Below are 22,101 nucleotides of genomic sequence, written 5' to 3'. Positions count from 1 at the left end.
GAACGGACAGGCACAATGGCTACCGAAATCCGCGTCCCCACCCTTGGCGAATCCGTCACCGAAGCGACCGTCGGCAAATGGTTCAAGAAGGTCGGCGATGCCATTGCCGCCGACGAGCCGCTGGTCGAGCTCGAGACCGACAAGGTGACTGTGGAGGTGCCCGCCGCCGCCGCCGGCACGCTCGGCGAAATCACTGTAAAAGAAGGCGAGACGGTCGGCGTCGGCGCGCTGCTCGGGTCGATTTCGGGCGGCGGGGCGGCTGCTTCCACGACCAAGCCGCAAGCGGTGGCGCAGGCTTCGAGCCCCGACGCGGCGCAGACCACCAAGCAGGCCGCGGCAGAGACCGCCAAGGTTGCAGGCGACGCCGGCCCGGTCGAGCCGCGCACCATGCCGCCGGCGCCGGCAGCGGCAAAGCTGATCGCCGAGAACAATCTGTCGGTCGACCAGCTTTCCGGCTCGGGCAAGCGCGGCCAGGTGCTGAAGGGCGACGTGCTCGACGTCATCGCCAAGGGCGCGCCGTCGCAGCCGGCCGAAACGCCGAAGGCAGTGCCGGCACCGGTCGCGGTTCGGGCGCCGTCGTCGGGCGATGACGCATCGCGCGAGGAGCGCGTGCGCATGACCAAGCTGCGCCAGACCATCGCGCGCCGGCTGAAGGAAGCGCAGTCGACCGCAGCCATGCTGACCACCTTCAACGAGGTCGACATGTCGGCGGTGATGGCGCTCAGGACCAAATACAAGGACGTGTTCGAGAAGAAGCACGGCGTGAAGCTCGGCTTCATGGGCTTCTTCACCAAGGCCGTCACGCACGCGCTGAAGGAAATCCCTTCGGTCAATGCCGAGATCGACGGCACCGACATCATCTTCAAGAACTATGCCCATATCGGCGTCGCGGTCGGCACCGAAAAGGGTCTCGTGGTTCCGGTCGTGCGCGATGCCGACCAGATGTCGATTGCCGAGATCGAGAAGGATATCGGCCGGCTGGGCATTGCCGCACGTGACGGCAAGCTGTCGGTGGCGGATATGCAGGGCGGCACCTTCACCATCTCCAATGGCGGTGTCTACGGATCGCTGATGTCGACGCCGATCCTCAACGCGCCGCAGTCGGGCATTCTCGGCATGCACAAGATCCAGGACCGGCCGGTCGTGGTCGGCGGCCAGATCGTGATCCGGCCGATGATGTACCTGGCGCTCAGCTACGACCACCGCATCGTCGACGGCAAGGAAGCCGTAACCTTCCTGGTGCGCGTCAAGGAAAGCCTGGAGGATCCCGAGCGGCTGGTACTCGATCTCTGAGGCGGTCGGATGGCGGGTCGCGGCAGGGCTGGCCAATGATGGCCCTTTTGCCTGGGCTCGCCGGACCGGTCGTGCTGGTGGCCGGCATTCTCGCGGCTGTTGCAAATGCCCATGCCGCCTGTCCAATCGAGCTTGCCGTTTACGGCGACAGCCAGAGCGGCGCGGAGATCGACTTCACCCCAACAGGCACGTCGGCCACCGTCACCAACAGGTTTCGCTTGGTCCTCGACAACAATGTCGTGCTGAACGGTATCGTCATGTGGACCCAAGGCGTGGCGCGGCCGAACGGCGCGCTGATGTACAAATGCCCGGAAGGCGACGTCACCGGCGAGGAACTTGCCGCCTGCACGCTGTGGAACGGCGTCATCTACACGTCCGACGACAAGGGCAATATCGGGCTTTTGCCGGCCGAGGGCGTCGAGGCGCCGAAGACGCTGATCCTGCCCGATCTCGGGCCGGCGTTGCGGCAATCCCGGGCCTATGGCGGCAGCGGTTTTTCGAAAGTGCCGTCGGATGTGTTCGCGATGAAGGGATGCCAGGAATGAGCGCGACGCAAAAAGTGCTGCTGGTCACCGGCGGCAGCCGTGGCATCGGCGCTGCCATCTGCCGGCTGGGAGCCAAGGCTGGCTATCGCGTCGCGGTCAATTACGCCTCCAGCAAGGCTGCGGCGGATGCGCTGGTTGCCGAGATCAAGGCCGGCGGCGGCGAAGCTGTTGCCGTCAGGGGCGATGTCGGCAAGGAAACCGATATCGTGGCCATGTTCGGCGCTGTCGACCACGCCTTTGGCCGGCTCGACGCCTTCGTCAACAACGCCGGAATTGTCGACGTCAAGGCGCGCGTCGACGAGATGGATGTGTCGCGGCTGGAACGCATGATGCGCATCAATGTCGTCGGCTCGTTCCTGTGCGCCCGCGAGGCCGTCAAGCGCATGTCGACGCGGCATGGTGGGTCGGGCGGATCGATCGTCAACATCTCGTCGGCGGCGGCGACGCTGGGCTCGCCGGGCGAATATGTCGACTATGCAGCCTCCAAGGGCGCCATCGACACCTTCACCATCGGCCTCGCCCGCGAGGTGGCGATGGAAGGCATTCGCGTCAATGCGGTGCGGCCGGGCATCATCGACACCGACATCCACGCCTCCGGCGGCCAGCCCGACCGGATAGAACGGTTTCGCGACCTGCTGCCGATGAAGAGAGCAGGCACGGCGGATGAAGTCGCTGGCGCGGTCCTCTATCTTTTATCCGATGCCGCGTCCTATACGACGGGCGCGATCCTGAATGTCAGCGGCGGCCGCTGAGCCCCAAGCAAAAGGGAAACAAACATGGCTTATGACGTGGTTATCATCGGCTCGGGACCGGGCGGCTATGTCTGCGCCATCAAAGCGGCGCAGCTCGGGCTGAAGGTCGCGGTGGTCGAGAAGAACGCGACCTTCGGCGGCACCTGCCTCAACATCGGCTGCATCCCGTCCAAGGCGCTGCTTCATGCCTCCGAGATGTTCGCCGAGGCCGGTCATTCCTTCGACACGCTCGGTGTCGAAATCCCGGCACCCAAGCTGAACCTGAAGAAGATGATGGCGCACAAGGACGCGACGGTGTTGTCCAACGTCAACGGCGTCGCCTTCCTGTTCAAGAAGAACAAGATCGACAGCTTCCGCGGCACCGGCAAGGTGGTCGCCGCCGGCAAGGTCTCGGTGACCGGCGAGGACGGCAAGGTCGAGGAGATCGAGACCAAAAACATCGTCATCGCCACTGGGTCCGATGTCGCCGGCATTCCCGGCGTCAAGATCGACTTCGACGAGAAAATCATCGTGTCGTCGACTGGCGCGCTGTCGCTGGAGAAGGTGCCTGGCCATCTGGTGGTGGTCGGCGGCGGCGTCATCGGGCTCGAACTCGGCTCGGTCTGGGCACGGCTCGGCGCCAAGGTCACGGTGGTCGAGTTCCTCGACACCATTTTGGGCGGCATGGACGGCGAGGTGTCGAAACAATTCCAGCGGCTGCTCTCCAAGCAAGACTTCGAGTTCAAGCTCGGCGCCAAGGTCACCGGCGTCGCCAAGACCAAGAAGGGCGCGACCGTTACCTTCGAGCCGGTCAAGGGTGGTGCCGCCGAAACGATCGATGCCGACGTGGTGTTGATCTCGACGGGACGCCGCGCCTTTTCGGACAGCCTTGGGCTGAAGGAAGCCGGCGTCGAGGTCGACGAGCGCGGCCGGGTCAAGACCGACGGGCATCTCAGGACAAATGTTCCCGGCATCTATGCCATCGGCGATGTCATCGCCGGGCCGATGCTGGCGCACAAGGCCGAGGACGAGGGCGTGGCGGTGGCCGAGACCATCGCCGGCCAGGCCGGGCATGTGAACTATGAGGTCATTCCGAGCGTGGTCTACACCAGTCCGGAGATCGCCTCGGTCGGCAAGACCGAGGAAGAGCTGAAGAAGGCCGGTATCGACTACAAGGTCGGAAAATTCCCCTTCACCGCCAACGGCCGCGCGCGCGCCATGCTGCACACCGACGGCTTCGTGAAGATCCTGGCCGACAAGCAGAGCGACCGCGTGCTCGGCGTCCATATCGTCGGCTTCGGCGCCGGCGAGATGATCCACGAGGCGGCGGTGCTGATGGAGTTCGGCGGCTCATCGGAAGACCTGGCCCGCACCTGCCACGCGCATCCGACGATGTCGGAAGCGGTGAAGGAAGCGGCGCTGGCGACGTTCTTCAAGCCGATCCATATCTAGGCTGTCTCGACGTTCAGGTGATGCCGGCCCGCCAAGGGCGCGTTCCCGCGCTTCCCAGTTCTACTGCGTCGCAGTAGAACTGTACTCATACGCAAAAGTACGCTCCGTTCCGGTTCTCGGAACCCATTCTCGGTTCGGGCCTGACCTGAATCTCAAAACACCCGTCCTCGGAGCCCAAAACAAAACGGCCCGCCTTTCAGCGGGCCGTTCCTCTTTGATTCGGGCCGCTTACTGGGCTGGAGCCGGTGCGGGTGCAGGCGCAGGCGCGGGAGCTGGTGCCGGAGCCGGGGCTGGCGCAGGAGCCGGTTCGGCTGGCTTGGCCGGTTCGGCTGGCTTGGCCGGTTCGGCGGGCTTCATCGGTTCAGCCGGCGCGGGCGCCGGGGCCGGTGTGCTGGCCGCTGGCGGCTCGGCGGGTGCCGGGTGCTGGCCACTTCTTCCGAAAACGTAATACGCGACTATCGCCAGAATAACGACGACCAGCGCAATCAGCCAAGGGCTGCCGCCACCGCCGCTCGGCCGAGGGGCATTGGTGGACGAATTGTACGGATCGTTTGGGTTTGGTGTGTTCGCCATAAACGTGTCCTCCGGGAAAATGAAAATGGTCAATCAACATCCATCAACGCGCAACCGTTGATTGGGTTTCACGCTAGCGGAGGAAAACGCCGGAAACGCGGCGTTTGCGGGCCTCCGCTGCCATCCGACTCAATTGACGGCCGTGACAGTATAGCCGGCTTTGCGGAAATCCTCGACCAGTCCCTCTGGACCGGGAAGATGCAGCGCGCCGACCGCCATGAAGGCGTTGCCCTTGGCCAGGATCGGCCCGGCATGATCGACCATCACCTCGTTGCGGCTGGTGATCATGGTCTCCTCGAAGGCGGCATAGCCCGCGGGATCGTCCTGCTCGTCGGGCATGGCGGCGCGGAACAGCGGCCAGAACATGCCGGTGTCGCCACGCTGGTAGAGCACGATCATGGTCTCGTTGATATCGTTGACCTTGTCGCCCAGCTTCAGCGTGTCGACCAAGCCCTTCATGTGGAAGGCGAGCGGCAGCGAGGCCATGGCGCGCAGCTGGCTCTCGGCCGTTTCCAATCCTTCCACCGGCTTGCCGGCCGCCTTGGCGCTCTCCGCCAGCTTGACGTCGAGCACCGGCGCTCCGCCGGCCTGACGGGCGAGTTCGCAGGCTGGAAGCGCCATCATGGCCGACAACATCCATGGCTTCATCTTGGCGACCGTTGCCGGCGGGATGCCGCGCGCGTCGAGCGCGGCGTTCATGGCCGCTGCTTCGTCCGGCGACAGCAATGACGACAGCGTCGTGGAGTCGGTGAACATCATCAGGTCCGGCTCCTTCAGCATCGCCGCCATCATCTTCTGCTTGTCGAGCACGTCGGTGGTCTCGATGATGAGGATGCCGGCGGCGTCAAAGGCCTTCTGCGCATAGGCCGGCAGCGTGGTCACGCGCGGATCGGTCATGTGCATGGTGCCGAACAGGTAGGATGGCTGTTCGCCTGATTTTTCCAGCTTCCACAGCAGGCCCTTGCCATTGAGCGTGGCCGCCGCCTCCGCCTCGATCTTGTCGTAGGTGGCAGGGTTGCCCTTCTGCAAGGCCGACAGCATGTCGGCGCCGGTACAGGTCGGGACTTCCGCGTGCGCCCTGCCGGCGGCGAACAGCAGCACGGCAAGGAAGGACAGGAAAAACAGCACGTTGAGCGCGACAAGCAGTTTCAGCGAGACGGAAGCTGCACGGTCGGCGATGGCGATGACGCGTTTCATGATCCCATTCCTAGGACCGAAAAGCGGCAAAACCGTTAATCGGGACGGCAAAATTGAAGAGTTCAGGCCCTGGGGTGGGCCGATTCGTAGATTTCCAGCAGTCTTGCGGTGTCGACACCGGTGTAGATCTGCGTCGTCGACAGGCTGGCGTGGCCCAGGAGTTCCTGGATGGTGCGCAGATCGCCGCCACGGCCGAGCAAATGGGTGGCGAAGGAATGGCGCAAGGCATGCGGCGTCGCGGTGTCGGGCAGGTTGAGTGCCGCGCGCAGTTTCGCCATGTCGCGCTGGATGATGGCCGGGTTGAGCGGGCCGCCGCGCGCGCCGCGAAACAGCAATTCCTTCGGGTCGAGATGGTAGGGGCAGAGCCTGCGGTATTCGGCGATCGCCCTGATCGCCACCGGCAATACCGGCACCAGCCGCGTCTTGCCGCCCTTGCCGGTGACGCGCAGCACGGTGTCGGCCTCCGATGCCAGATCGGCCCCGGCCAGCCCAAGCGCTTCCGAAATGCGCAGGCCCGAGCCGTAGAGCAGCGTCAGCACGGCGGCGTTGCGGGCAGCGATCCAGGGTTCTTCGGCCAGCTGACCCTCGACGGAGACCACGTGCCTGGCATCGCTCGCCGTCAGCGGCTTGGGCAGCGATTTGGGCTGGCGCGGCGCGCGCAAGGCAGCCGCACCAGCCGCATTGGCCAGGCCTCGTCGTTCGAGGAACCGCAGCAGCGAACGGATGCCGGCCAATCCACGGCCAAGCGTGCGTGCGCCGGCACCGGCATTGCGGCGAGCGGCGAGGAAGCCGCGCAGATCGGCGGGGCGCAGGTCGGCGATATCGGAAATGCCGGGCGGTCCGCCGATATGGCCGGTAAGGAAGTGCAGGAACTGGCGTGAATCGCGCTCATACGCCTCGACGGTTTGCGGCGACAGCCGGCGTTCGCGCGCCAGCATCTTCAGCCAGCTTTCACGCGCCGCCTGGAGATCGGGTTTTGCCGGTATGAGGAATTCCTGCATCGCGGCATTCTCGGGTATTCGGGTTAGAAAGCGGTGAAGAGGCCGTCATTGAAATGACGGCGAGGCGGCGCTAGAGCAGGGCAAAGGATTTTTCGCCCATGAGCAAACCCCAAAACCCCGTCCAGATGGCCGTGATCGGAGCCGCGCACGGCATCAAGGGCGAGCTCAGGGTGAAAACCTTCACCGGCGATCCAATGGCGCTGGCCGACTACGGGCCGCTCTACGCTAGGGACGGCCGTGCCTTCCAGATCACCGACATAAGGCCTGCCAACACCGTTGTCGTGGTGCGGTTCAAGGGCGTCAGCGACCGCAACGCGGCCGAAGCGCTCGCCGGTACGGAGCTGTTCGTCGACCGCTCGATGTTGCCCGACGATGGCGAGGAGGACGAATTCTACCATGCCGACCTGATCGGGCTGGAAATCCGGGATGATACCGGTGCCGCCATCGGCAAGGTCGTCGCGGTGCACAATTTCGGCGGCGGCGACATCCTCGATGTGACGCTCGCCGGGCGCAAGGGTGTACTGATCCCGTTCACGCAGGCCGCCGTGCCTGCCGTGTCGATCGCCGAGGGTTTTGTCCGCGTCGACCCGGTGGCGGCCGGGCTGGTCGAGGACGAGGAGGGCGAGGCGCCGCGCGAGGACGATTTCGATCCCAAGGGCAGGCCGCGCGGACCGCGCGACGCCGGGGGCAACCGGTGAGTTTTGCCGCGTCGGTGCTGACGCTCTATCCCGAGATGTTTCCGGGCGCGCTCGGCGTGTCGCTGGCCGGACGGGCGCTGGAGGCCGGCACATGGTCGCTTGATGCGATCCAGATCCGCGATTTCGCCATCGACAAGCACCGCACCGTCGACGACACGCCGGCCGGCGGCGGCGCCGGCATGGTGATGCGCGCCGATGTGCTGGCCAGGGCGGTCGACCATGCTTCGCCTCCCGGTGATTTGCGGCCACGGCTGTTGATGAGCCCGCGCGGCAAACCACTGACGCAGGCGCGCGTGCGCGAGCTCGCCGCCGGGCCGGGCGCCGTCATCCTGTGTGGCCGCTTCGAAGGCGTCGACCAGCGGGTGATCGACGCGCGCGGCCTGGAGGAAGTCTCGATCGGCGATTTCATCCTGTCGGGCGGCGAGCCGGCGGCACTCGTGCTGCTCGACGCCGTGGTGCGGCTGTTGCCCGGTGTGATGGGCAATGCCGTGTCCGGCGAGGAAGAGAGTTTCGAGAACGGCCTGCTCGAACATCCGCATTATACCCGGCCGCAGGAATTCGAGGGCCGGGAGATTCCCGAAGTGCTGATCTCGGGTAATCACAAGAAGATCGCCGCCTGGCGGCGTGAGCAGTCAGAGCGGCTGACGAAGGAGAGGCGGCCCGATCTTCTGGGCGCTCAGCCTTTGGTGAAATAGTAGAAGGCGAGAAACAGGCCGACGGCGACGACGAAGCCGCGCACCACATTCTGCGGCACGCGCTTGGCGATCCAGACGCCGGCATAGCCGCCCAGCGCGCCGGCCGGGATCATGATGATCGCCTGCGGCCAGGCGACGACGCCGCCAGAGACGAAGACGACGATGGCGACAGCGGCGATGACCACCGCGAGCATGTTCTTCAAGGCATTCAGCCGGTGGTAGTCGCCGGCTTGGGTCAGGCCGAGGGTGGCCAGCATCATCACGCCCATGCCGGCGCCGAAGAAGCCGCCATAGATGGCGGTGACGAATTGGGCCAGCGAACCGGCGAGAGAACCCACGGCCGCTTCATGTCCAGGTTTCGGCGCCGGCTTCAGCCAGGGTCCGGCGGCAAACAGCGCCGTCGCGCCCAAAAGCAGCCACGGCACCAGGGCGCGAAAGGATGGATTGTCGAGCGCCAGCAGGATCAGCGCGCCGGCCATGGCGCCGATCGCTGAGATCAGGCAGAGCAGCAGCGCGCCGCGCCAGAAGTGCCTGATGTCGTCCCAATAGGCGAGCGTCGAGGTGATGTAGCCGGGAAATTGCGTCACCGAGGAGGTGGCGTTGGCGACGATCGGCGGCACGCCGACCAAGGTCATGGCGCCGAAGGTGATGAAGGTGCCGCCGCCGGCGACCGCGTTGGCGGCGCCTGACAGAAAGCCCGCCAGGAAGAGCAGGATGGCGTCGAAGACAGACATGGAGGGCCGCCGTAAGGATGTGTGCTATTTCTGCCTTAGGGAGCTTGCCGGACCTGCGCAACCCGGCACGGCAGGATTAAGATGGTGCCATGCCGGGGAGCCATGCCGGTAAAAAATGCGTGGGCAAGGCGTGACAAAGCGCCGAAATAGCTGTATGTGCCCGCCCGTACCGGCAAGAACAATCTGCCGGACCCGTCAACAATGACGGTGTAGTCGCCCCTGCCCGATGTTTTGAAGACAAAATGTCTTGGAGACAAAGGACATAGCCGAGCGGTCGAATGGAACTGCAAGGCGAGCGTAGGGCGCTCTGACTGTCGGAAGAACAAGAAGTGGATTTTTAGATGGATCTCATCCGTCAGCTCGAGGCCGAACAGGCCGCCAAGATCGAAGCCAAGCGCAAGCTTCCCGAATTCCAGCCCGGCGACACCGTGCGCGTCCAGGTCCGCGTGACCGAAGGCACCCGCACCCGCGTCCAGGCCTATGAGGGCGTCGTCATCGCCCGCGCCGGTTCCGGCTTCCAGGAAAACTTCACCGTCCGCAAGATCTCCTACGGCGAAGGCGTCGAGCGCGTGTTCCCAGTCTACTCGCCGATGGTCGAAGGCGTCGAGATCGTGCGCCGCGGCAAGGTGCGCCGCGCCAAGCTCTATTACCTGCGCGATCGTCGCGGCAAGTCGGCTCGTATCTCGGAAAACACCGGCGTGCGCGCCCGCAAGCTCAACGATGAGGAGCGCGACGCGCTGAACGCCGAGAAGGCCCGCATCGAGGCCGAGAAGGTCGCCGCCGCCCAGGCCTTGGCCGCCGAGACGGCCGCCAAGGAAGCCGCAGAGAAGAAGGCGGCCGCCGAGGCCGAAGCAGCCAAGGCCGCTGAAGCGACCCCCGCCGAATAAGGTTCGACGAAGGATTTTGAAAAGGCGGCTTCGGCCGCCTTTTTTCGTTTCACCAGACTGTGAACGCTTTCGGTTCCGGGAATACGGAACGGTGGTTGACGCCCAATTGCATAGTGTACTAAATAATCGTGCACAATATGATTGGAGACTACGATATGGCACTCTACACCACACAGGCCCACGTGACCGGCGGTCGCGCCGGCCATGGCGAGACCAGCGACGGCCTGCTCAAGGTCGATCTGGCGATGCCCAGGGAGCTCGGCGGGCCGGGCGGCGCGACCAATCCCGAGCAGCTTTTCGCCATCGGCTATGCCGCCTGCTTCGAAAGCGCCGTCCGCTTCGTCGCGCGCAAGCAGAAGCTGCCGCTCGAGGATGCCGCGATAACCTCGACCGTCAGCCTGCTTCCCAACGGCGAGGGCTTCAGGCTCGGCGTCGCATTGGCAGTGGAGACAAAAGGCCTTGATCAGGCGGCGGCGGAAGCGCTTGTATCGGCGGCGCATCAGGTTTGCCCCTATTCGAACGCCATCAAGGGCAATGTCGAGGTAGCGCTTTCGGTAAAGGCGGCATGACGACAAAGGTCGAAACGAAAGCCAGCGAGGCCCCGGCGGAGGCCGTCGGGGCGATCCCGGTGCCACGGCTCGATCAGCAGCTCTGTTTCGCGCTCTATTCGGCGAGCGGGCTGATGACCAAGCTTTACCGGCCGTTGCTCGATCCGCTCGGCCTGACCTATCCGCAATATCTGGCGATGCTGGCACTGTGGGAACGCGCGCCGAGCACGGTGGGCGAGCTTGGCGAAGCGCTCGGCCTGGATTCAGCGACGCTGACGCCGCTGCTCAAGCGAATGGAGGCGGGCGGCCTGGTCACCCGCCGGCGCGATGCCGCGGACGAGCGCCGGGTGCAGGTCGAGCCGACGGCCAAGGGCCAGGCCCTGCGCGCCCGCATGAAGGATGTCTCAGCCGCGCTTGCCTGCAGCGTCCCGCTCGGACCAGGTGAAGCGAAGGCCCTGCACGGCACACTCACCCATCTTGTCGCGGGCCTGCGCAGCGCTGTGGCCGACGACCGGTCGACGGACGCGGAAGCGTCGGCCCCCGACACGGGAAAATCCTAGCCGTCAACGCAGCCATCCATTGCCGTGGCAAGGATCGGTCCGGAATCTCTGGATTGAAGGCATCCAAATCCGTTTTCGGCTATCCCGACATAGCGGACCGTCTTGCATGGCGCTTGCGGAAAGCTAAAGTCGGCGCCGTATTTTCCTGCGAGCCCGGTGATATCCGGGCGCTTTCAATTTCCGGGGAGTGTTGTCATGACCAAATCAAAATTGCTGCTGGCCGGCCTGTTGGCTCTCGTCCTGGCGCCCATTGCCGCCTTCGCGCAGGCGCTGCCCGATCTCGGCGGCAAAAAGGTGGTGGTGGTGACGGAGAATGCCTATCCGCCGCTGCAATTCATCGATGCCAAGACCGGCAAACAGATCGGCTGGGAATATGACGCGATGAACGAGATCGCCAAGCGGCTCAATTTCAAGGTCGAGTACCAGAACACCTCCTGGGACGCGATGATCCAGGCGGTTTCGGACAACCAGTACAACATCGGCATGACCGGGATCACCATCAAGGACGACCGCAAGCAGAAGGTGGATTTCTCCGACCCCTATATGCGCTCGGAACAGTTCATGCTGGTGCGCGGCGATGAAAGCCGCTTCACCGATGCCAAGACCTTCGGCGCCTTCAAGGACGGGCTGATCGGCGCGCAGGCGGGCACCACGCCATTCTATACCGCCGTCTACAGCGTGCTGGACGGCAATGAGCAGAACCCACGCATCAAACTGTTTGAAACATTTGGCGCCACGGTGCAGGCGCTGAAATCCGGCGATGTCGATGTCGTGCTGACCGACGGCACCGCGGGCAAGGGCTATGTCGATGCTTCGGAGGGCAAGCTGAAGCTGATCGGCGGCCCGCTCGGCACGGAGGATTTCGGCTTCATCTTCCCCAAGGGCTCGGACCTGGTGAAGCCGGTCAATGCGGCGATCGCGGCGCTCAAGGCGGATGGAACGCTCGATGCGCTCAACAAGAAATGGTTCCTTGATTACAAGATGGGGCAGTGAGCCAATCTTGTTGAAGGAGTCGTCTGAGGGGCAGGGAGTTGCGCTGAGGCTGCGCCCGCGTCCCTCTCCCAGTTCTTACGCCACCTGATGGCAGCCCCCTCCATCTCCAAACCCGACTTTCCCTGGTGGCTCGCCGTTGCCGCGGTGCTGGCGTTGGTGGCCGCACTCGCCATCGCGGCCAGCGATCTCTACGCGCAGGTCTTCGCCACTGTCGCCAAGGGCATCGGCATCACCGTCTTCGTCACCGTGGTTGCTTTCGCCATGGCGTCGATCATCGGCCTCGGCATTGCGCTCATGGGCCTGTCGGGCTCGACCTGGCTGCGGCAGATCGCGCGCTTCTATGTCGAGATCATTCGCGGCGTGCCGATCCTGGTGCTGCTGTTCTGGATCGCGTTTGCCGGCGCGCCGGCGTTCGTCGCGGCCTGGAACGCGCTGACCGCACCGCTGCAGAGCGCCGGCATTCTCGGTGAGCTGCTGGTGCGCGACGTGTCGTTGCTGTGGCGCGCCATCATGGCGCTGACCATCGGCTATTCGGCCTTCATCTCGGAGGTTTTCCGGGCCGGCATCCAGTCGGTCGAGAAAGGCCAAATCGAGGCGGCGAAGGCCTTGGGGCTGAGCCGCGCGCAGCGCTTCCGGCTGGTCGTGTTCCCGCAGGCGATCCGCACCATCCTGCCGCCGCTCGGCAATGATTTCGTCGCCCTGGTCAAGGATTCCTCGCTGGTCTCGGTGCTCGGCGTCGCCGACATCACGCAGATGGGCAAGGTCTACGCCGCCGGCTCATTCCGCTTCTTCGAGACCTATTCGATAACAGCCTATATCTATCTCATCCTCACCGTCGGCCTGTCGCTGTCGCTCAGGGCGCTGGAGCGGCGTTTGCGCCGCCAGCACGAGGAATAGTTTTTGGGCCAGGACAGCGTTAGGCTCGGGCGTTTACCGGAGGAGGAGCGTGCCCATGAACATAGACAAGGCCAATGCGGCGCTGGATTCGGTCTGCACGGCCGATACGCCCGAAACGCTGGCGCAGGCCTATGCCGCATGGGCCGCGACCTATGACAGCGAGACCGCCTCGCTCGGTTATCTCCTGCCGTTCCTGATCACCGCCTGGGTGACGCGCCACGTGCCGGCGGGCGAGGGGCCGCTGCTCGACGCCGGCTGCGGCACCGGCCTGTCGGGACCTTCCTTGAAAGCGCTCGGTTACAGCGACATTGCCGGGCTGGATCTCTCGGACGACATGCTCAAGATAGCCGGCAGCCGCGATGCCTACAGCGAGCTGAGGCAGGCAATGCTTGGCGGCCCCCTGCCGTGGCCGGACGGGTATTTCCGCGCCTTCTTCTCCACCGGTGTGTTCACCATCAGCCACGCGCCGGCGTCTGGCCTGCACGAGCTGGTGCGCATCACGAAGAAGGGCGGCCACGCCATCTTCACCGTGCGCGACCAGGTTTTCGAGAGCGGCGGGTTCCAGGCGGTGTTCGATGAATTGGAGCAGGGAGGAAAGTGGCGGACGGTTGAGGCAAGCCCGTGGTTTCGCTGCTATGCGATCGCCGAGCCGGACGCGCTGGTGAGGACCTTTGTGTTCGAGGTGATCTGAGCGCTGGCGACACGCCGCAATTGCCGAAAACCCAAAACATTGCTATCTACCCGGCCATGGAAGAGCTTTTTGGCGATCCGGCCTACAAGGGATTCGTGCTGCAGGACAGAAAACGCCTGCCGTCGCGCTTCTCCGCGCGCGTGTCCGGCGCCCTGACCAGCCGACTTCGCTGATCCCTGACGGCCGGCCGCAGGCTTGCGGCATCAGTTCTTTCCCATTCTCATATCGACGGATTTACGCACATGAGCGCACCGCGCACCCTCTACGACAAGATTTTCGACGACCATGTCGTCGACCGCCAGGACGACGGCACCTGCCTGCTCTATATCGACCGCCACCTCGTCCATGAGGTGACCAGCCCGCAGGCCTTCGAAGGGCTGCGCATGAGCGGCAGAAAAGTCCGTCACCCGGAAAAGACCCTGGCCGTCGTCGATCACAATGTCTCGACCTCGCCCGAGCGCAAGTTCGGCATCAAGAACGAGGAAAGCCGCATCCAGGTCGAGGCGCTGGCCAAGAACGCCAGGGATTTCGGCGTCGAGTATTATTCCGAGAACGATATCCGCCAGGGCATCGTCCACATCATCGGCCCCGAGCAGGGCTTTACGCTGCCGGGCATGACCATCGTCTGCGGCGACAGCCACACCTCCACCCATGGTGCTTTCGGCGCGCTGGCGCATGGCATCGGCACGTCCGAGGTCGAGCATGTGCTGGCGACTCAGACGCTGATCCAGCGCAAGGCCAAGAACATGCTGGTGCGCGTCGATGGCGTGCTGCCCGAAGGCGTCACGGCCAAGGACATCATCCTCGCCATCATCGGCGAGATCGGCACCGCCGGCGGCACCGGCTATGTCATCGAATATGCTGGCGAGGCGATCCGTGCGCTGTCGATGGAAGGCCGCATGACGATCTGCAACATGTCGATCGAAGGCGGCGCGCGCGCCGGCCTGATCGCGGCGGACGAGACCACCTTCGCCTATGTCAAGGACAAGCCGCGCGCGCCCAAGGGCGCTGCCTGGGACGCGGCGCTCGAATACTGGAAGACGCTGCGGACCGACGAAGGCGCGCATTTCGACAAGGTGATCGTGCTCGACGCGGCGAAACTGCCGCCGATCGTCTCCTGGGGCTCTTCGCCCGAGGACGTCGTCTCCGTGCAGGGCATCGTGCCTAACCCGGAAGACATCACCGACGAGAACAAGCGCACCTCCAAGCTGCGCGCGCTCGACTATATGGGCCTGACGCCGGGGACGAAGATCACCGACATCACGCTCGACCGCGTCTTCATCGGCTCCTGCACCAATGGCCGCATCGAGGATCTGCGCGCCGTTGCCAAGGTAGTCGAAGGCAAGACGGTCAGCCCGCATGTCGATGCCATGATCGTGCCGGGCTCCGGCCTGGTGAAGGAGCAGGCGGAAGCCGAGGGGCTGGACAAGATCTTCCTCGCCGCCGGTTTCGACTGGCGCGAGCCGGGCTGCTCCATGTGCCTGGCCATGAACGATGACCGGCTGAAGCCGCATGAACGCTGCGCCTCGACCTCGAACCGCAATTTCGAAGGCCGGCAAGGCTTCAAGGGCCGCACCCATCTGGTGTCGCCGGCTATGGCGGCGGCGGCGGCGATCGCCGGCCACTTCGTCGACATTCGCGACTGGAAATAAGCAGGTTAGGCTTTGACCCGAGCCTTGCGCGGCCCGGGTCAGGCCTTGCCGTCACGCCGGATGAGCTCGTGGAATTCCTCGCGGCGACCAGGTTCGTCCGCCGCGACCACGAGCGCCAGCTGCTGCTCTTCGAAGAGCTTGAACCATTCGTCCCATTCGACAAGCTCATAGCCGCCGGCATTGACGGGCCGTTCCGGCTGGTCCTGGTCCTGATAGGCGTTCTGGCCGAAGACCAGCCTCAGCATGGGCTGCGTCCCAGCCTCGGGCGATATGTCGACGATTGCCGGAAAGCCGGCACGCCCGGCAGCCCATGAACGGATTGCATCGTGGTCGGTCAATGTGATCGTGTCGGCCATGGCCTGCTCCTGGATTGTGAATTCAGGAACGCTGCCGACCGCACGGGGTTCCCCGCCGACATATCGCGCCAACACCCTGGCTTAACGGCTTGTTTGGGCTTGCCCCCTAAGGTCTTCCGTGACGTCAAGCGAAGGGAAGTCACGGTCCTTTGGACACTGGCCTGTTCATAGCGTTGCTCAATCCGACGATCGCGCTGGCGCTCGGCGCGGCGTTTCTCGTGCTGTGGTTTTATCAGCGCCATCGTCCCTATCTGGCGGTGCTGGCGCTCAGCTACTGCGTCTCGGCGCCCGGCTTCCTGTTCCAGTATTTCACCTTGCCCATCGGCATGGTGCTGACCAAGCTGGTGTCGAACATCTGCTTCACCATCGCAGCCTGCTGCCTGTCCGGCGCCATCGTCGCCCGCTACGGCAGGAAGGTGCCCGGTGTGGCGATCGCCGTGCTGGCGGGCGGCGGCCTTGCGGCATTCGCGTGGTTTCTCTTCGTCACCCCGGATCTCACCTGGCGCATCCTGGCGATGAATTTTGGTTTCGGCGGCGTCAGCCTGCTCGTCGCCGCCGAATTGCGCCCGGTGCGCAACAATGGCCCGACAGAAAAGATCCTGTTCGTGCTGTCGCTGCTGTCCAGCGTCAATTTCTTCGTGCGCACCCTGGTGGTGGTCATCGCGCACGGGCCCTTCGCCAGCTATGACGGCTTCTACGGCTCGTCGTACTGGACGACGGCGCTGTTGTCGCACGCACTGCTGTCGCTGCTGATCGCGCTTTGCCTCTTCACCGCGGCCGCGCTCGACGTGATGAAGGCGCTGAAGACGGAAACCCATACCGACCCGCTTTCGGGGCTGCTCAACCGCCGAGGTTTCGAGGAGCGCGCCGCCATGCTGCTGCAGCATTGCGCCATGGCCAAATTCCCGGTGGCGCTGGTGCTGGCCGACCTCGACCATTTCAAGGCCCTCAACGATACCCACGGGCATGCCGCCGGTGACCGCGTGATTGCTGACTTCGCCGCCAAGCTGCGCTCGGCCACGGGAGCACGAGGTGCCGCNGGGCGCATAGGCGGCGAGGAATTCGCCGTGCTCCTGCCACTGACCGACCTCGCCGCCGCCCGGCTGTTCGCCGAGGCGGTGCGCACACTCTATTCGGCCGGCGGCGTCGACGGGCTTCCCGCCGGCACGAAGGTCACCGCCAGCTTCGGCGTGGCGGCCCGCAGCGGCGACGAGACGCTGGAACCCTTGTTGCGCCGGGCCGACGAGGCGCTTTACAAGGCCAAGAAAAACGGCCGCGACAGCGTGCGCCTCTCCTACGAGCGGCCGGAGACGGTGTTCGTGCCGGAGCCGCTCAGGGCCAGCTGACCGCCGCATCCGCGCTCGGCGTTAACGTCTTTTTCGCCCGTCGATGTTTAGCTGTCGGCAGGGGTTTGAGGATCCATGAGCGGCGCCAACTTCATCCTGTTGATCAACCTGGCTGTTGCCGGCCTGCTGGCGGCATCCTTCATGGCTGTCTCGTTCCACGATGCCGGCCGCGCGCCGGCGCGCTGGCTGGCGTCAGGTTATGTCCTGGGCATGGCCTATTCGGCGATCGAATTCTGCATTCCCGTCTTCAGCGACGCGCGGCTTCCGGTGGTTACCGCCTTTGCCGTTTTCCTTGGCGCTACCATTGCCTTCAATGGCGGACTTGCCCGCAAATATGGCGTGGCGCCGCCATGGACGCCGATGCTGTTCTTTCTGGCCGTCACCACCATCGCGGTCTATTTCGTGCAGGATCTGCCGCGCCAGTCGCTCACCCGCATGATGGCCTACCAGCTTCCCTACGCAGCCATGCAGTTCACCGGCCTCGGCATCGTCTGGCAGTCGAGGCAAGGCCGCGGTCGGCTCGATCTGATCTTGATGGCGTTGCTTGCCGCCAGCGGCCTGCAGTTTGCCTCAAAGCCGTTCATCGCGCATGCGCTCGGCGGCTGGGGCGCCAATCCGCAGGCTTATCTGCAAAGCAGTTACGCGCTGGTGTCGCAGTCGCTGGGCACTGTCTTTGCGCTGGCGCTGGCTCTGCTGATGCTGGCCATTCTCGTTCGCGATGTGCTTGCCGAAGTGACGTCGAAGTCGGAGGTGGACACGCTGTCGGGCCTGCTCAACCGTGGCGGTTTCACGCGTCACGCGGAGCTGGCCGTGCACGACGCCACGCGCCTGGGCTCGCCGGTGGCAATGGTCATTGCCGATCTCGATCATTTCAAGAGCGTCAACGACAGTTTCGGCCATGCCTCCGGCGATCGGGTGATCGAGACCTTCGCCGGCCTGCTGCGAGAGGCGGCCGAGGGTTATCACGTGGTTGGCCGCATCGGTGGCGAGGAGTTCGCTATTATCCTGACAGGAGCCAACCTCGCAGCCGCCCGGCTGTTCGCGGAAGGCATCCGCCACGCATTCGGCGCTTCGCCCGTCAACGGGTTGCCGCCCGACACCCGGTGCACGTCGAGCTTCGGCATTGCCGAGCTTCACATGGGCGAGGGTTTCTCCGACCTGATGCGGCGTGCGGATGAAGCGCTCTACCTGGCAAAGAATGCCGGGCGCGACTGCGTGCGTGTCTCCACCGGGCCAGCCGATGGGCTGGCCGTGGTAAGAATCGGACAGGCCCGTATCAGCGGCAGGGGCTGAGCTCCGGCATCTCGCCGTCGGAAAGGCCGTACATATAGGAGCGGCCCTTGACGAACACCGGCGGGCGATAGCAGTCGCCGTCGCCCGATATGTCATCGGATTCATTCTGGTAGATCACCTTGGGCTGGCCGGCGCTGGTGTAGTCGGACAGTTGTTTGGCCAGCTTGCCTTCGCCGACGATGATGCGCTTGTAGCCGGCGGCGCTGTCAATGACGAGATTGCCGAACGAATCGGCGTAGACGCGGTCGTGATGGCGCAAGCCGGCCTCAGCCGGCGCGGCCACCGCAATGGCAAGTGCGGCCAGCGTGACCGCGAGGCTTGTCCGGACCAGTTTGGCCCGCACTGAGTTGGCTCGCACTGATTTGGCCCGCACTGAGTTGGAATGCATGTCGCTCTCCCTTTGTCGGCGCGAGAGAGATCGCGCCCCGATCTGATCCGAATCGGAAATTAACTCTTTCTTAACCTTTGTTAAGGGGAGGAGCGGCTCAATGGCCGTTTCTTAATGAACATGGTTAATTTTTGCAGTTCGCCGCCGATGTCCCCAACCGGTCGACATGGCCGGTCGGGCGAACTTGATCTTGCCGCGCCGCGTGGCTAGCGTGCCTCGGGGCATGAGGGGGCAGCACATGATGTTTGGCCGAACGGTTCGGGTGTCGTTCATTATTCCGCTGCTTTTCGCGGCCGGTGCCTGTGTGCCGGAAGACGGCGCGCCCAAGGCCGCGAGCAGGGTTACACCCGTGGTGCCGCCTCCCGCTCCCGCCCAACAGCCCGCGCCACCTACGACCAAGATCACCACGGACCTCACCGCGCCACGTCTCACCACGGGCATGGCCACCTATAGGTGCGGCAATGGCGGCATGATCACCATCCAAAATCTCGGCACGTCGCTGCGCGTGGTCGGGCAGGAAGGCGCCACCGAGGAGTTCGCGGCATCGCCGGCAAACCAGAGCAGCCGCTACCAGGCGGTGACGCATGACGCAATCGTGATCGACGGGCGCGAGGCGCTGGTGATGAAGAGGGGGTCGACGCCGCAGACCTGCACCCGCTGATGCAAATCCCGACACGGCAGCGCCTCGGGCCAGACATGCTGCACTGCAACGATATCGAGCCGGCTTCGGGTGTTCAGCCGCTAATCGATTGAAGCCGCATCCGGCCTTTTAGTCAGACTAAATTACGTTTTCGAAACGGTTTTCTGGCTTTGACGCGGTGCAAAAAGAGCATTAGAAACCGGCTGTCCGAAGTCGCAACCGGAAGCGGCAATGCCGCATTTCCACCTGAGGCGGGAGACGCCGAACTGGGGCAGCCATGAGCAAATCACCAGCCACCCAAGCCAGACGCGAAAGGCCGCTTTCGCCGCACCTGACGGTCTACCGGCCGCCGATCACCATGACGATGTCGATCATCCATCGCATCACCGGGGGGGCGCTCTATTTCGGCACGCTGCTGGTCGCCGTCTGGCTGATGGCGGCGGCAAGTTCGCAGGGTGCTTTCGATTGGGTGAACTGGGCGTTCGGCACGTGGCTCGGCCGGCTCATCCTGTTCGGCTACACCTGGGCTCTCATGCATCACATGCTGGGCGGTGTCCGCCATCTGATCTGGGATACCGGCGCCGGACTTGAAAAACACACGGCCTCGAAGATCGCCTGGGCGACGCTTGCCGGCTCGGTCCTGCTCACACTCTTGATCTGGATCGCCGGCTATATGGCGCGCGGAGCTTTGTGATGAGTGCGAAAAACACCGACATGCGCACTCCGCTCGCCAAGGTGCGCGGCCTGGGCTCGGCTCGCGAAGGCACGGGACATTTCTGGCGCCAGCGGTTGACGGCGATCGCCAACATCCCGCTGATCCTGTTTTTCACCGGGTTCCTGATCGCGCTCAACGGCGCCGGCTATGCGCAGGTGCGGGCAGCGCTCGCCAACCCGTTCGTGGCGCTGGTGATGGCTCTGGTGCTCATCTCGCCGCTCTATCATATGCGGATCGGCATGCAGGTGATCATCGAGGACTATGTGCATGGCGAAGGCATGAAGCTGGCGCTGATCGCCCTCAACACATTCTTCACCATAGCGGTCGGCGTCGCTTCGCTCTTCGCCCTGCTGAAACTGGCATTCGGAGGCTGAAGTCTTGGCCCAGGACACGAAATCAGCCAACGCGGCAGGCTATACCTTTGTCGACCACAAGTTCGACGTGGTCATCGTCGGCGCCGGGGGCGCGGGCCTGCGCGCCACGCTCGGCATGGCCGAGCAGGGGCTGCGCACCGCCTGCATCACCAAAGTGTTCCCGACGCGCTCGCATACGGTCGCCGCGCAAGGCGGCATCGCCGCCTCGCTCTCCAATATGGGTCCGGATTCCTGGCAGTGGCACATGTACGACACCGTCAAGGGGTCGGACTGGCTGGGCGATGTCGATGCCATGGAATACATGGTGCGCGAGGCGCCGGCCGCGGTCTACGAGCTCGAACATTACGGCGTGCCCTTCTCGCGCACCGAAGAAGGCAAGATCTACCAGCGGCCGTTCGGCGGCCACATGATGAACTATGGCGACGGCCCGCCCGTGCAGCGCACCTGCGCCGCGGCAGACCGCACCGGCCACGCCATCCTGCATACGCTCTACGGCCAGTCGCTGAAGAATAACGCGCAGTTCTTTATCGAGTATTTCGCGCTCGACCTGATCATGGAGCCGGACGGCACCTGCACCGGCGTCGTGGCGTGGAATCTCGACGATGGCACCATTCACCGCTTCTCGGCCAAGATGGTGGTGCTGGCGACCGGCGGTTATGGGCGCGCTTATTTCTCCGCCACCTCGGCGCATACCTGCACCGGCGACGGCGGCGGCATGGCCGCACGGGCCGGGCTTCCCCTGCAGGACATGGAGTTCGTCCAGTTCCATCCGACCGGCATTTACGGCGCCGGATGCCTGATCACCGAGGGCGCCCGTGGCGAGGGCGGCTACCTCGTCAACTCCGAGGGCGAGCGCTTCATGGAGCGCTACGCACCGTCGGCCAAGGACCTCGCCTCGCGCGACGTCGTCTCGCGCTGCATGACGCTGGAAATCCGCGAAGGCCGCGGCGTCGGCAAGAACAAGGACCACATCTTCCTGCATCTCGATCATCTCGATCCGGCGGTTTTGCACGAACGGCTTCCGGGCATTTCGGAGTCGGCAAAAATCTTCGCCGGTGTCGACCTGACCAAGGAGCCGATCCCGGTGCTGCCGACGGTGCACTACAATATGGGCGGCGTGCCGACCAATTACTGGGGCGAGGTGCTCAACCCGACCGCCGAAAACCCCGACCGGGTCTCGCCCGGCCTGATGGCGGTCGGCGAGGCGGGCTGCGCTTCCGTGCACGGCGCCAATCGGCTGGGCTCGAACTCGCTGATCGATCTGGTGGTGTTCGGCCGCGCCGCGGCGATCCGCGCCGGCCAGGTCATCGACCGCAAGGCGGCGATCCCGTCGCCCAACCAGGCTTCGGTCGACAAGATCATGGACCGCTTCGACAGGCTGCGCCACGCCAACGGCTCGACGCCGACGGCGGTTCTGCGCGAAAAGATGCAGAAGGCGATGCAAGAGGACGCGGCCGTGTTCCGTACGCAGGAATCGCTCGAAAACGGCTGCAGGCGTATTTCGCAAATCTGGACCGAGCTCAAGGACATAAAGGTGTTCGACCGCTCGATGATCTGGAATTCGGACCTGGTCGAGACGCTTGAGCTGGAAAACCTGATGGCCAACGCCATCACCACCGTCTATGGCGCCGAGGCGCGCAAGGAGAGCCGTGGCGCGCATGCGCGGGAAGATTTTTCCGCCCGCGACGACGCCAACTGGCGCAAGCACACGCTCGCCAATCTCGGCGAGGACGGTGCGGTGACGCTGACCTACCGGCCAGTGCACACCGAGCCGCTGGTGGCGGAGAAAGACGGCGGCATCAGTCTCGCCAAGATCGCGCCGAAGGCCAGGGTGTACTGACG

General features: G+C 64.5%; 25 protein-coding genes. 20 read left to right on the top strand and 5 right to left on the bottom strand.

All coding sequences use genetic code 11. The annotated features are described in order from the left end of the window. Positions 1-15: 15 nt before the first annotated feature. The 4 genes from odhB to lpdA are packed head-to-tail and all read left to right on the top strand — an operon-like array spanning position 16 to position 4,021. Positions 16-1,293: a 2-oxoglutarate dehydrogenase complex dihydrolipoyllysine-residue succinyltransferase gene (gene odhB, locus M653_RS0123525; RefSeq protein WP_027145552.1), complete on the top strand. Its 1,278-nt coding sequence runs from the start codon at positions 16-18 to the stop codon at positions 1,291-1,293. Between the two features lie 35 nt (positions 1,294-1,328). Continuing rightward, positions 1,329-1,838: a hypothetical protein gene (locus M653_RS0123520; RefSeq protein WP_032935896.1), complete on the top strand. Its 510-nt coding sequence runs from the start codon at positions 1,329-1,331 to the stop codon at positions 1,836-1,838. Next, positions 1,835-2,590 (top strand): SDR family oxidoreductase, encoded by a 756-nt coding sequence (locus tag M653_RS0123515; RefSeq protein ID WP_027145550.1) that lies wholly within the window; start codon positions 1,835-1,837, stop codon positions 2,588-2,590. Before M653_RS0123520 ends, M653_RS0123515 begins: the two co-directional genes overlap by 4 nt. Before the next feature lie 24 nt (positions 2,591-2,614). Continuing rightward, positions 2,615-4,021 (top strand): dihydrolipoyl dehydrogenase, encoded by a 1,407-nt coding sequence (gene lpdA, locus M653_RS0123510; RefSeq protein WP_027145549.1) that lies wholly within the window; start codon positions 2,615-2,617, stop codon positions 4,019-4,021. Positions 4,022-4,723: 702 nt separating this feature from the next. Here the strand turns inward: lpdA and M653_RS0123505 are convergent. Both M653_RS0123505 and M653_RS0123500 read right to left on the bottom strand, forming a co-directional pair. After that, complete coding sequence (locus M653_RS0123505) at positions 4,724-5,791, bottom strand: TraB/GumN family protein (protein WP_027145548.1); 1,068 nt, start codon at positions 5,789-5,791, stop codon at positions 4,724-4,726. 62 nt (positions 5,792-5,853) lie between these two features. Then, a complete protein-coding gene (locus tag M653_RS0123500; protein WP_027145547.1) occupies positions 5,854-6,792 on the bottom strand; it encodes a tyrosine recombinase XerC in 939 nt (312 codons plus the stop codon). Positions 6,793-6,890: 98 nt separating this feature from the next. Here M653_RS0123500 and rimM point away from each other — a divergent pair, with 98 nt between their 5' ends. Further along, on the top strand, positions 6,891-7,490 hold the full coding sequence (gene rimM / locus M653_RS0123495) for a ribosome maturation factor RimM (RefSeq protein WP_027145546.1): 600 nt from the start codon (positions 6,891-6,893) through the stop codon (positions 7,488-7,490). Further along, positions 7,487-8,185: a tRNA (guanosine(37)-N1)-methyltransferase TrmD gene (gene trmD / locus M653_RS0123490; RefSeq protein ID WP_027145545.1), complete on the top strand. Its 699-nt coding sequence runs from the start codon at positions 7,487-7,489 to the stop codon at positions 8,183-8,185. The genes rimM and trmD overlap by 4 nt, the downstream gene beginning before the upstream one ends. Here trmD and M653_RS0123485 read toward each other — a convergent pair. Then, the gene (locus M653_RS0123485; protein WP_027145544.1) at positions 8,167-8,919 is read right to left on the bottom strand and encodes a sulfite exporter TauE/SafE family protein; all 753 of its coding nucleotides are present in this window, start codon (positions 8,917-8,919) and stop codon (positions 8,167-8,169) included. The genes trmD and M653_RS0123485 overlap by 19 nt on opposite strands. A 341-nt stretch (positions 8,920-9,260) precedes the next feature. On the opposite strand from M653_RS0123485, the gene rplS reads away from it, so the two are divergent. The 8 genes from rplS to leuC all read left to right on the top strand — a co-directional run bounded on the left by rplS (position 9,261) and on the right by leuC (position 15,147). Beyond that, on the top strand, positions 9,261-9,806 hold the full coding sequence (gene rplS, locus M653_RS0123480) for a 50S ribosomal protein L19 (RefSeq protein WP_027055127.1): 546 nt from the start codon (positions 9,261-9,263) through the stop codon (positions 9,804-9,806). A gap of 155 nt (positions 9,807-9,961) precedes the next feature. After that, positions 9,962-10,375, top strand: a complete 414-nt coding sequence (locus M653_RS0123475) for an organic hydroperoxide resistance protein (protein ID WP_027145543.1) — start codon at positions 9,962-9,964, stop codon at positions 10,373-10,375. After that, complete coding sequence (locus M653_RS0123470; RefSeq protein WP_027145542.1) at positions 10,372-10,914, top strand: MarR family winged helix-turn-helix transcriptional regulator; 543 nt, start codon at positions 10,372-10,374, stop codon at positions 10,912-10,914. Before M653_RS0123475 ends, M653_RS0123470 begins: the two co-directional genes overlap by 4 nt. A gap of 195 nt (positions 10,915-11,109) precedes the next feature. After that, the gene (locus tag M653_RS0123465; RefSeq protein ID WP_027145541.1) at positions 11,110-11,907 is read left to right on the top strand and encodes a transporter substrate-binding domain-containing protein; all 798 of its coding nucleotides are present in this window, start codon (positions 11,110-11,112) and stop codon (positions 11,905-11,907) included. Positions 11,908-11,994: 87 nt separating this feature from the next. Beyond that, entirely contained in the window at positions 11,995-12,804 is an 810-nt protein-coding gene (locus M653_RS0123460; protein WP_027145540.1) for an amino acid ABC transporter permease, read from the top strand. Positions 12,805-12,859: 55 nt separating this feature from the next. Then, a complete protein-coding gene (locus M653_RS0123455; protein ID WP_027145539.1) occupies positions 12,860-13,495 on the top strand; it encodes a class I SAM-dependent methyltransferase in 636 nt (211 codons plus the stop codon). Between the two features lie 20 nt (positions 13,496-13,515). Continuing rightward, positions 13,516-13,668 carry a hypothetical protein gene (locus tag M653_RS1000000135960; protein ID WP_198028824.1) on the top strand — a complete coding sequence of 51 codons (153 nt, stop codon included), beginning with the start codon at positions 13,516-13,518 and terminating at the stop codon, positions 13,666-13,668. Positions 13,669-13,737: 69 nt separating this feature from the next. Further along, a complete protein-coding gene (leuC, locus tag M653_RS0123445; protein WP_027145538.1) occupies positions 13,738-15,147 on the top strand; it encodes a 3-isopropylmalate dehydratase large subunit in 1,410 nt (469 codons plus the stop codon). A 38-nt stretch (positions 15,148-15,185) separates the two neighbouring features. Here the strand turns inward: leuC and M653_RS0123440 are convergent, their stop codons facing one another. Continuing rightward, positions 15,186-15,503, bottom strand: a complete 318-nt coding sequence (locus M653_RS0123440; protein ID WP_027145537.1) for a hypothetical protein — start codon at positions 15,501-15,503, stop codon at positions 15,186-15,188. Between the two features lie 149 nt (positions 15,504-15,652). Between M653_RS0123440 and M653_RS0123435 the strand changes: the two genes are divergently transcribed. Both M653_RS0123435 and M653_RS0123430 read left to right on the top strand, forming a co-directional pair. Continuing rightward, positions 15,653-16,849, top strand: coding sequence for a GGDEF domain-containing protein (locus M653_RS0123435; protein WP_027145536.1), 1,197 nt, complete (start codon positions 15,653-15,655; stop codon positions 16,847-16,849). A 75-nt stretch (positions 16,850-16,924) separates the two neighbouring features. Next, positions 16,925-18,142, top strand: coding sequence for a GGDEF domain-containing protein (locus tag M653_RS0123430; protein ID WP_027145535.1), 1,218 nt, complete (start codon positions 16,925-16,927; stop codon positions 18,140-18,142). Here the strand turns inward: M653_RS0123430 and M653_RS0123425 are convergent. After that, the gene (locus M653_RS0123425) at positions 18,126-18,500 is read right to left on the bottom strand and encodes a hypothetical protein (protein WP_027145534.1); all 375 of its coding nucleotides are present in this window, start codon (positions 18,498-18,500) and stop codon (positions 18,126-18,128) included. The two genes, M653_RS0123430 and M653_RS0123425, sit on opposite strands and share 17 nt — an antisense overlap. A gap of 268 nt (positions 18,501-18,768) precedes the next feature. Between M653_RS0123425 and M653_RS0123420 the strand changes: the two genes are divergently transcribed. From M653_RS0123420 to sdhA, 4 genes are all read left to right on the top strand, one after another. Then, positions 18,769-19,191: a hypothetical protein gene (locus tag M653_RS0123420; protein ID WP_027145533.1), complete on the top strand. Its 423-nt coding sequence runs from the start codon at positions 18,769-18,771 to the stop codon at positions 19,189-19,191. Between the two features lie 256 nt (positions 19,192-19,447). After that, the gene (sdhC, locus tag M653_RS0123415; protein WP_027145532.1) at positions 19,448-19,864 is read left to right on the top strand and encodes a succinate dehydrogenase, cytochrome b556 subunit; all 417 of its coding nucleotides are present in this window, start codon (positions 19,448-19,450) and stop codon (positions 19,862-19,864) included. After that, positions 19,864-20,259 (top strand): succinate dehydrogenase, hydrophobic membrane anchor protein, encoded by a 396-nt coding sequence (sdhD, locus tag M653_RS0123410; protein ID WP_027145531.1) that lies wholly within the window; start codon positions 19,864-19,866, stop codon positions 20,257-20,259. The genes sdhC and sdhD overlap by 1 nt, the downstream gene beginning before the upstream one ends. A 4-nt stretch (positions 20,260-20,263) precedes the next feature. After that, on the top strand, positions 20,264-22,099 hold the full coding sequence (gene sdhA, locus M653_RS0123405; protein ID WP_027145530.1) for a succinate dehydrogenase flavoprotein subunit: 1,836 nt from the start codon (positions 20,264-20,266) through the stop codon (positions 22,097-22,099). Positions 22,100-22,101: the final 2 nt, after the last annotated feature.

It is taken from the genome of Mesorhizobium sp. WSM3626, from assembly GCF_000513935.1.
Taxonomy (GTDB): Bacteria; Pseudomonadota; Alphaproteobacteria; order Rhizobiales; family Rhizobiaceae; genus Mesorhizobium; species Mesorhizobium salmacidum.
The sequence above is the reverse complement of the archived record's forward strand: the minus strand, read 5'-3'. Positions and strand labels throughout refer to the sequence as shown.

Coding starts and splice junctions, on each gene's coding strand:
- odhB (WP_027145552.1), top strand. CDS start 16: ATGGCTACCGAAATCCGCGTCCCCACCCTTGGCGAATCCGTCACCGAA.
- M653_RS0123520 (WP_032935896.1), top strand. CDS start 1,329: ATGATGGCCCTTTTGCCTGGGCTCGCCGGACCGGTCGTGCTGGTGGCC.
- M653_RS0123515 (WP_027145550.1), top strand. CDS start 1,835: ATGAGCGCGACGCAAAAAGTGCTGCTGGTCACCGGCGGCAGCCGTGGC.
- lpdA (WP_027145549.1), top strand. CDS start 2,615: ATGGCTTATGACGTGGTTATCATCGGCTCGGGACCGGGCGGCTATGTC.
- M653_RS0123505 (WP_027145548.1), bottom strand. CDS start 5,791: ATGAAACGCGTCATCGCCATCGCCGACCGTGCAGCTTCCGTCTCGCTG.
- M653_RS0123500 (WP_027145547.1), bottom strand. CDS start 6,792: ATGCAGGAATTCCTCATACCGGCAAAACCCGATCTCCAGGCGGCGCGT.
- rimM (WP_027145546.1), top strand. CDS start 6,891: ATGAGCAAACCCCAAAACCCCGTCCAGATGGCCGTGATCGGAGCCGCG.
- M653_RS0123485 (WP_027145544.1), bottom strand. CDS start 8,919: ATGTCTGTCTTCGACGCCATCCTGCTCTTCCTGGCGGGCTTTCTGTCA.
- rplS (WP_027055127.1), top strand. CDS start 9,261: ATGGATCTCATCCGTCAGCTCGAGGCCGAACAGGCCGCCAAGATCGAA.
- M653_RS0123475 (WP_027145543.1), top strand. CDS start 9,962: ATGGCACTCTACACCACACAGGCCCACGTGACCGGCGGTCGCGCCGGC.
- M653_RS0123470 (WP_027145542.1), top strand. CDS start 10,372: ATGACGACAAAGGTCGAAACGAAAGCCAGCGAGGCCCCGGCGGAGGCC.
- M653_RS0123465 (WP_027145541.1), top strand. CDS start 11,110: ATGACCAAATCAAAATTGCTGCTGGCCGGCCTGTTGGCTCTCGTCCTG.
- M653_RS0123460 (WP_027145540.1), top strand. CDS start 11,995: ATGGCAGCCCCCTCCATCTCCAAACCCGACTTTCCCTGGTGGCTCGCC.
- M653_RS0123455 (WP_027145539.1), top strand. CDS start 12,860: ATGAACATAGACAAGGCCAATGCGGCGCTGGATTCGGTCTGCACGGCC.
- leuC (WP_027145538.1), top strand. CDS start 13,738: ATGAGCGCACCGCGCACCCTCTACGACAAGATTTTCGACGACCATGTC.
- M653_RS0123440 (WP_027145537.1), bottom strand. CDS start 15,503: ATGGCCGACACGATCACATTGACCGACCACGATGCAATCCGTTCATGG.
- M653_RS0123430 (WP_027145535.1), top strand. CDS start 16,925: ATGAGCGGCGCCAACTTCATCCTGTTGATCAACCTGGCTGTTGCCGGC.
- M653_RS0123420 (WP_027145533.1), top strand. CDS start 18,769: ATGATGTTTGGCCGAACGGTTCGGGTGTCGTTCATTATTCCGCTGCTT.
- sdhC (WP_027145532.1), top strand. CDS start 19,448: ATGAGCAAATCACCAGCCACCCAAGCCAGACGCGAAAGGCCGCTTTCG.
- sdhD (WP_027145531.1), top strand. CDS start 19,864: ATGAGTGCGAAAAACACCGACATGCGCACTCCGCTCGCCAAGGTGCGC.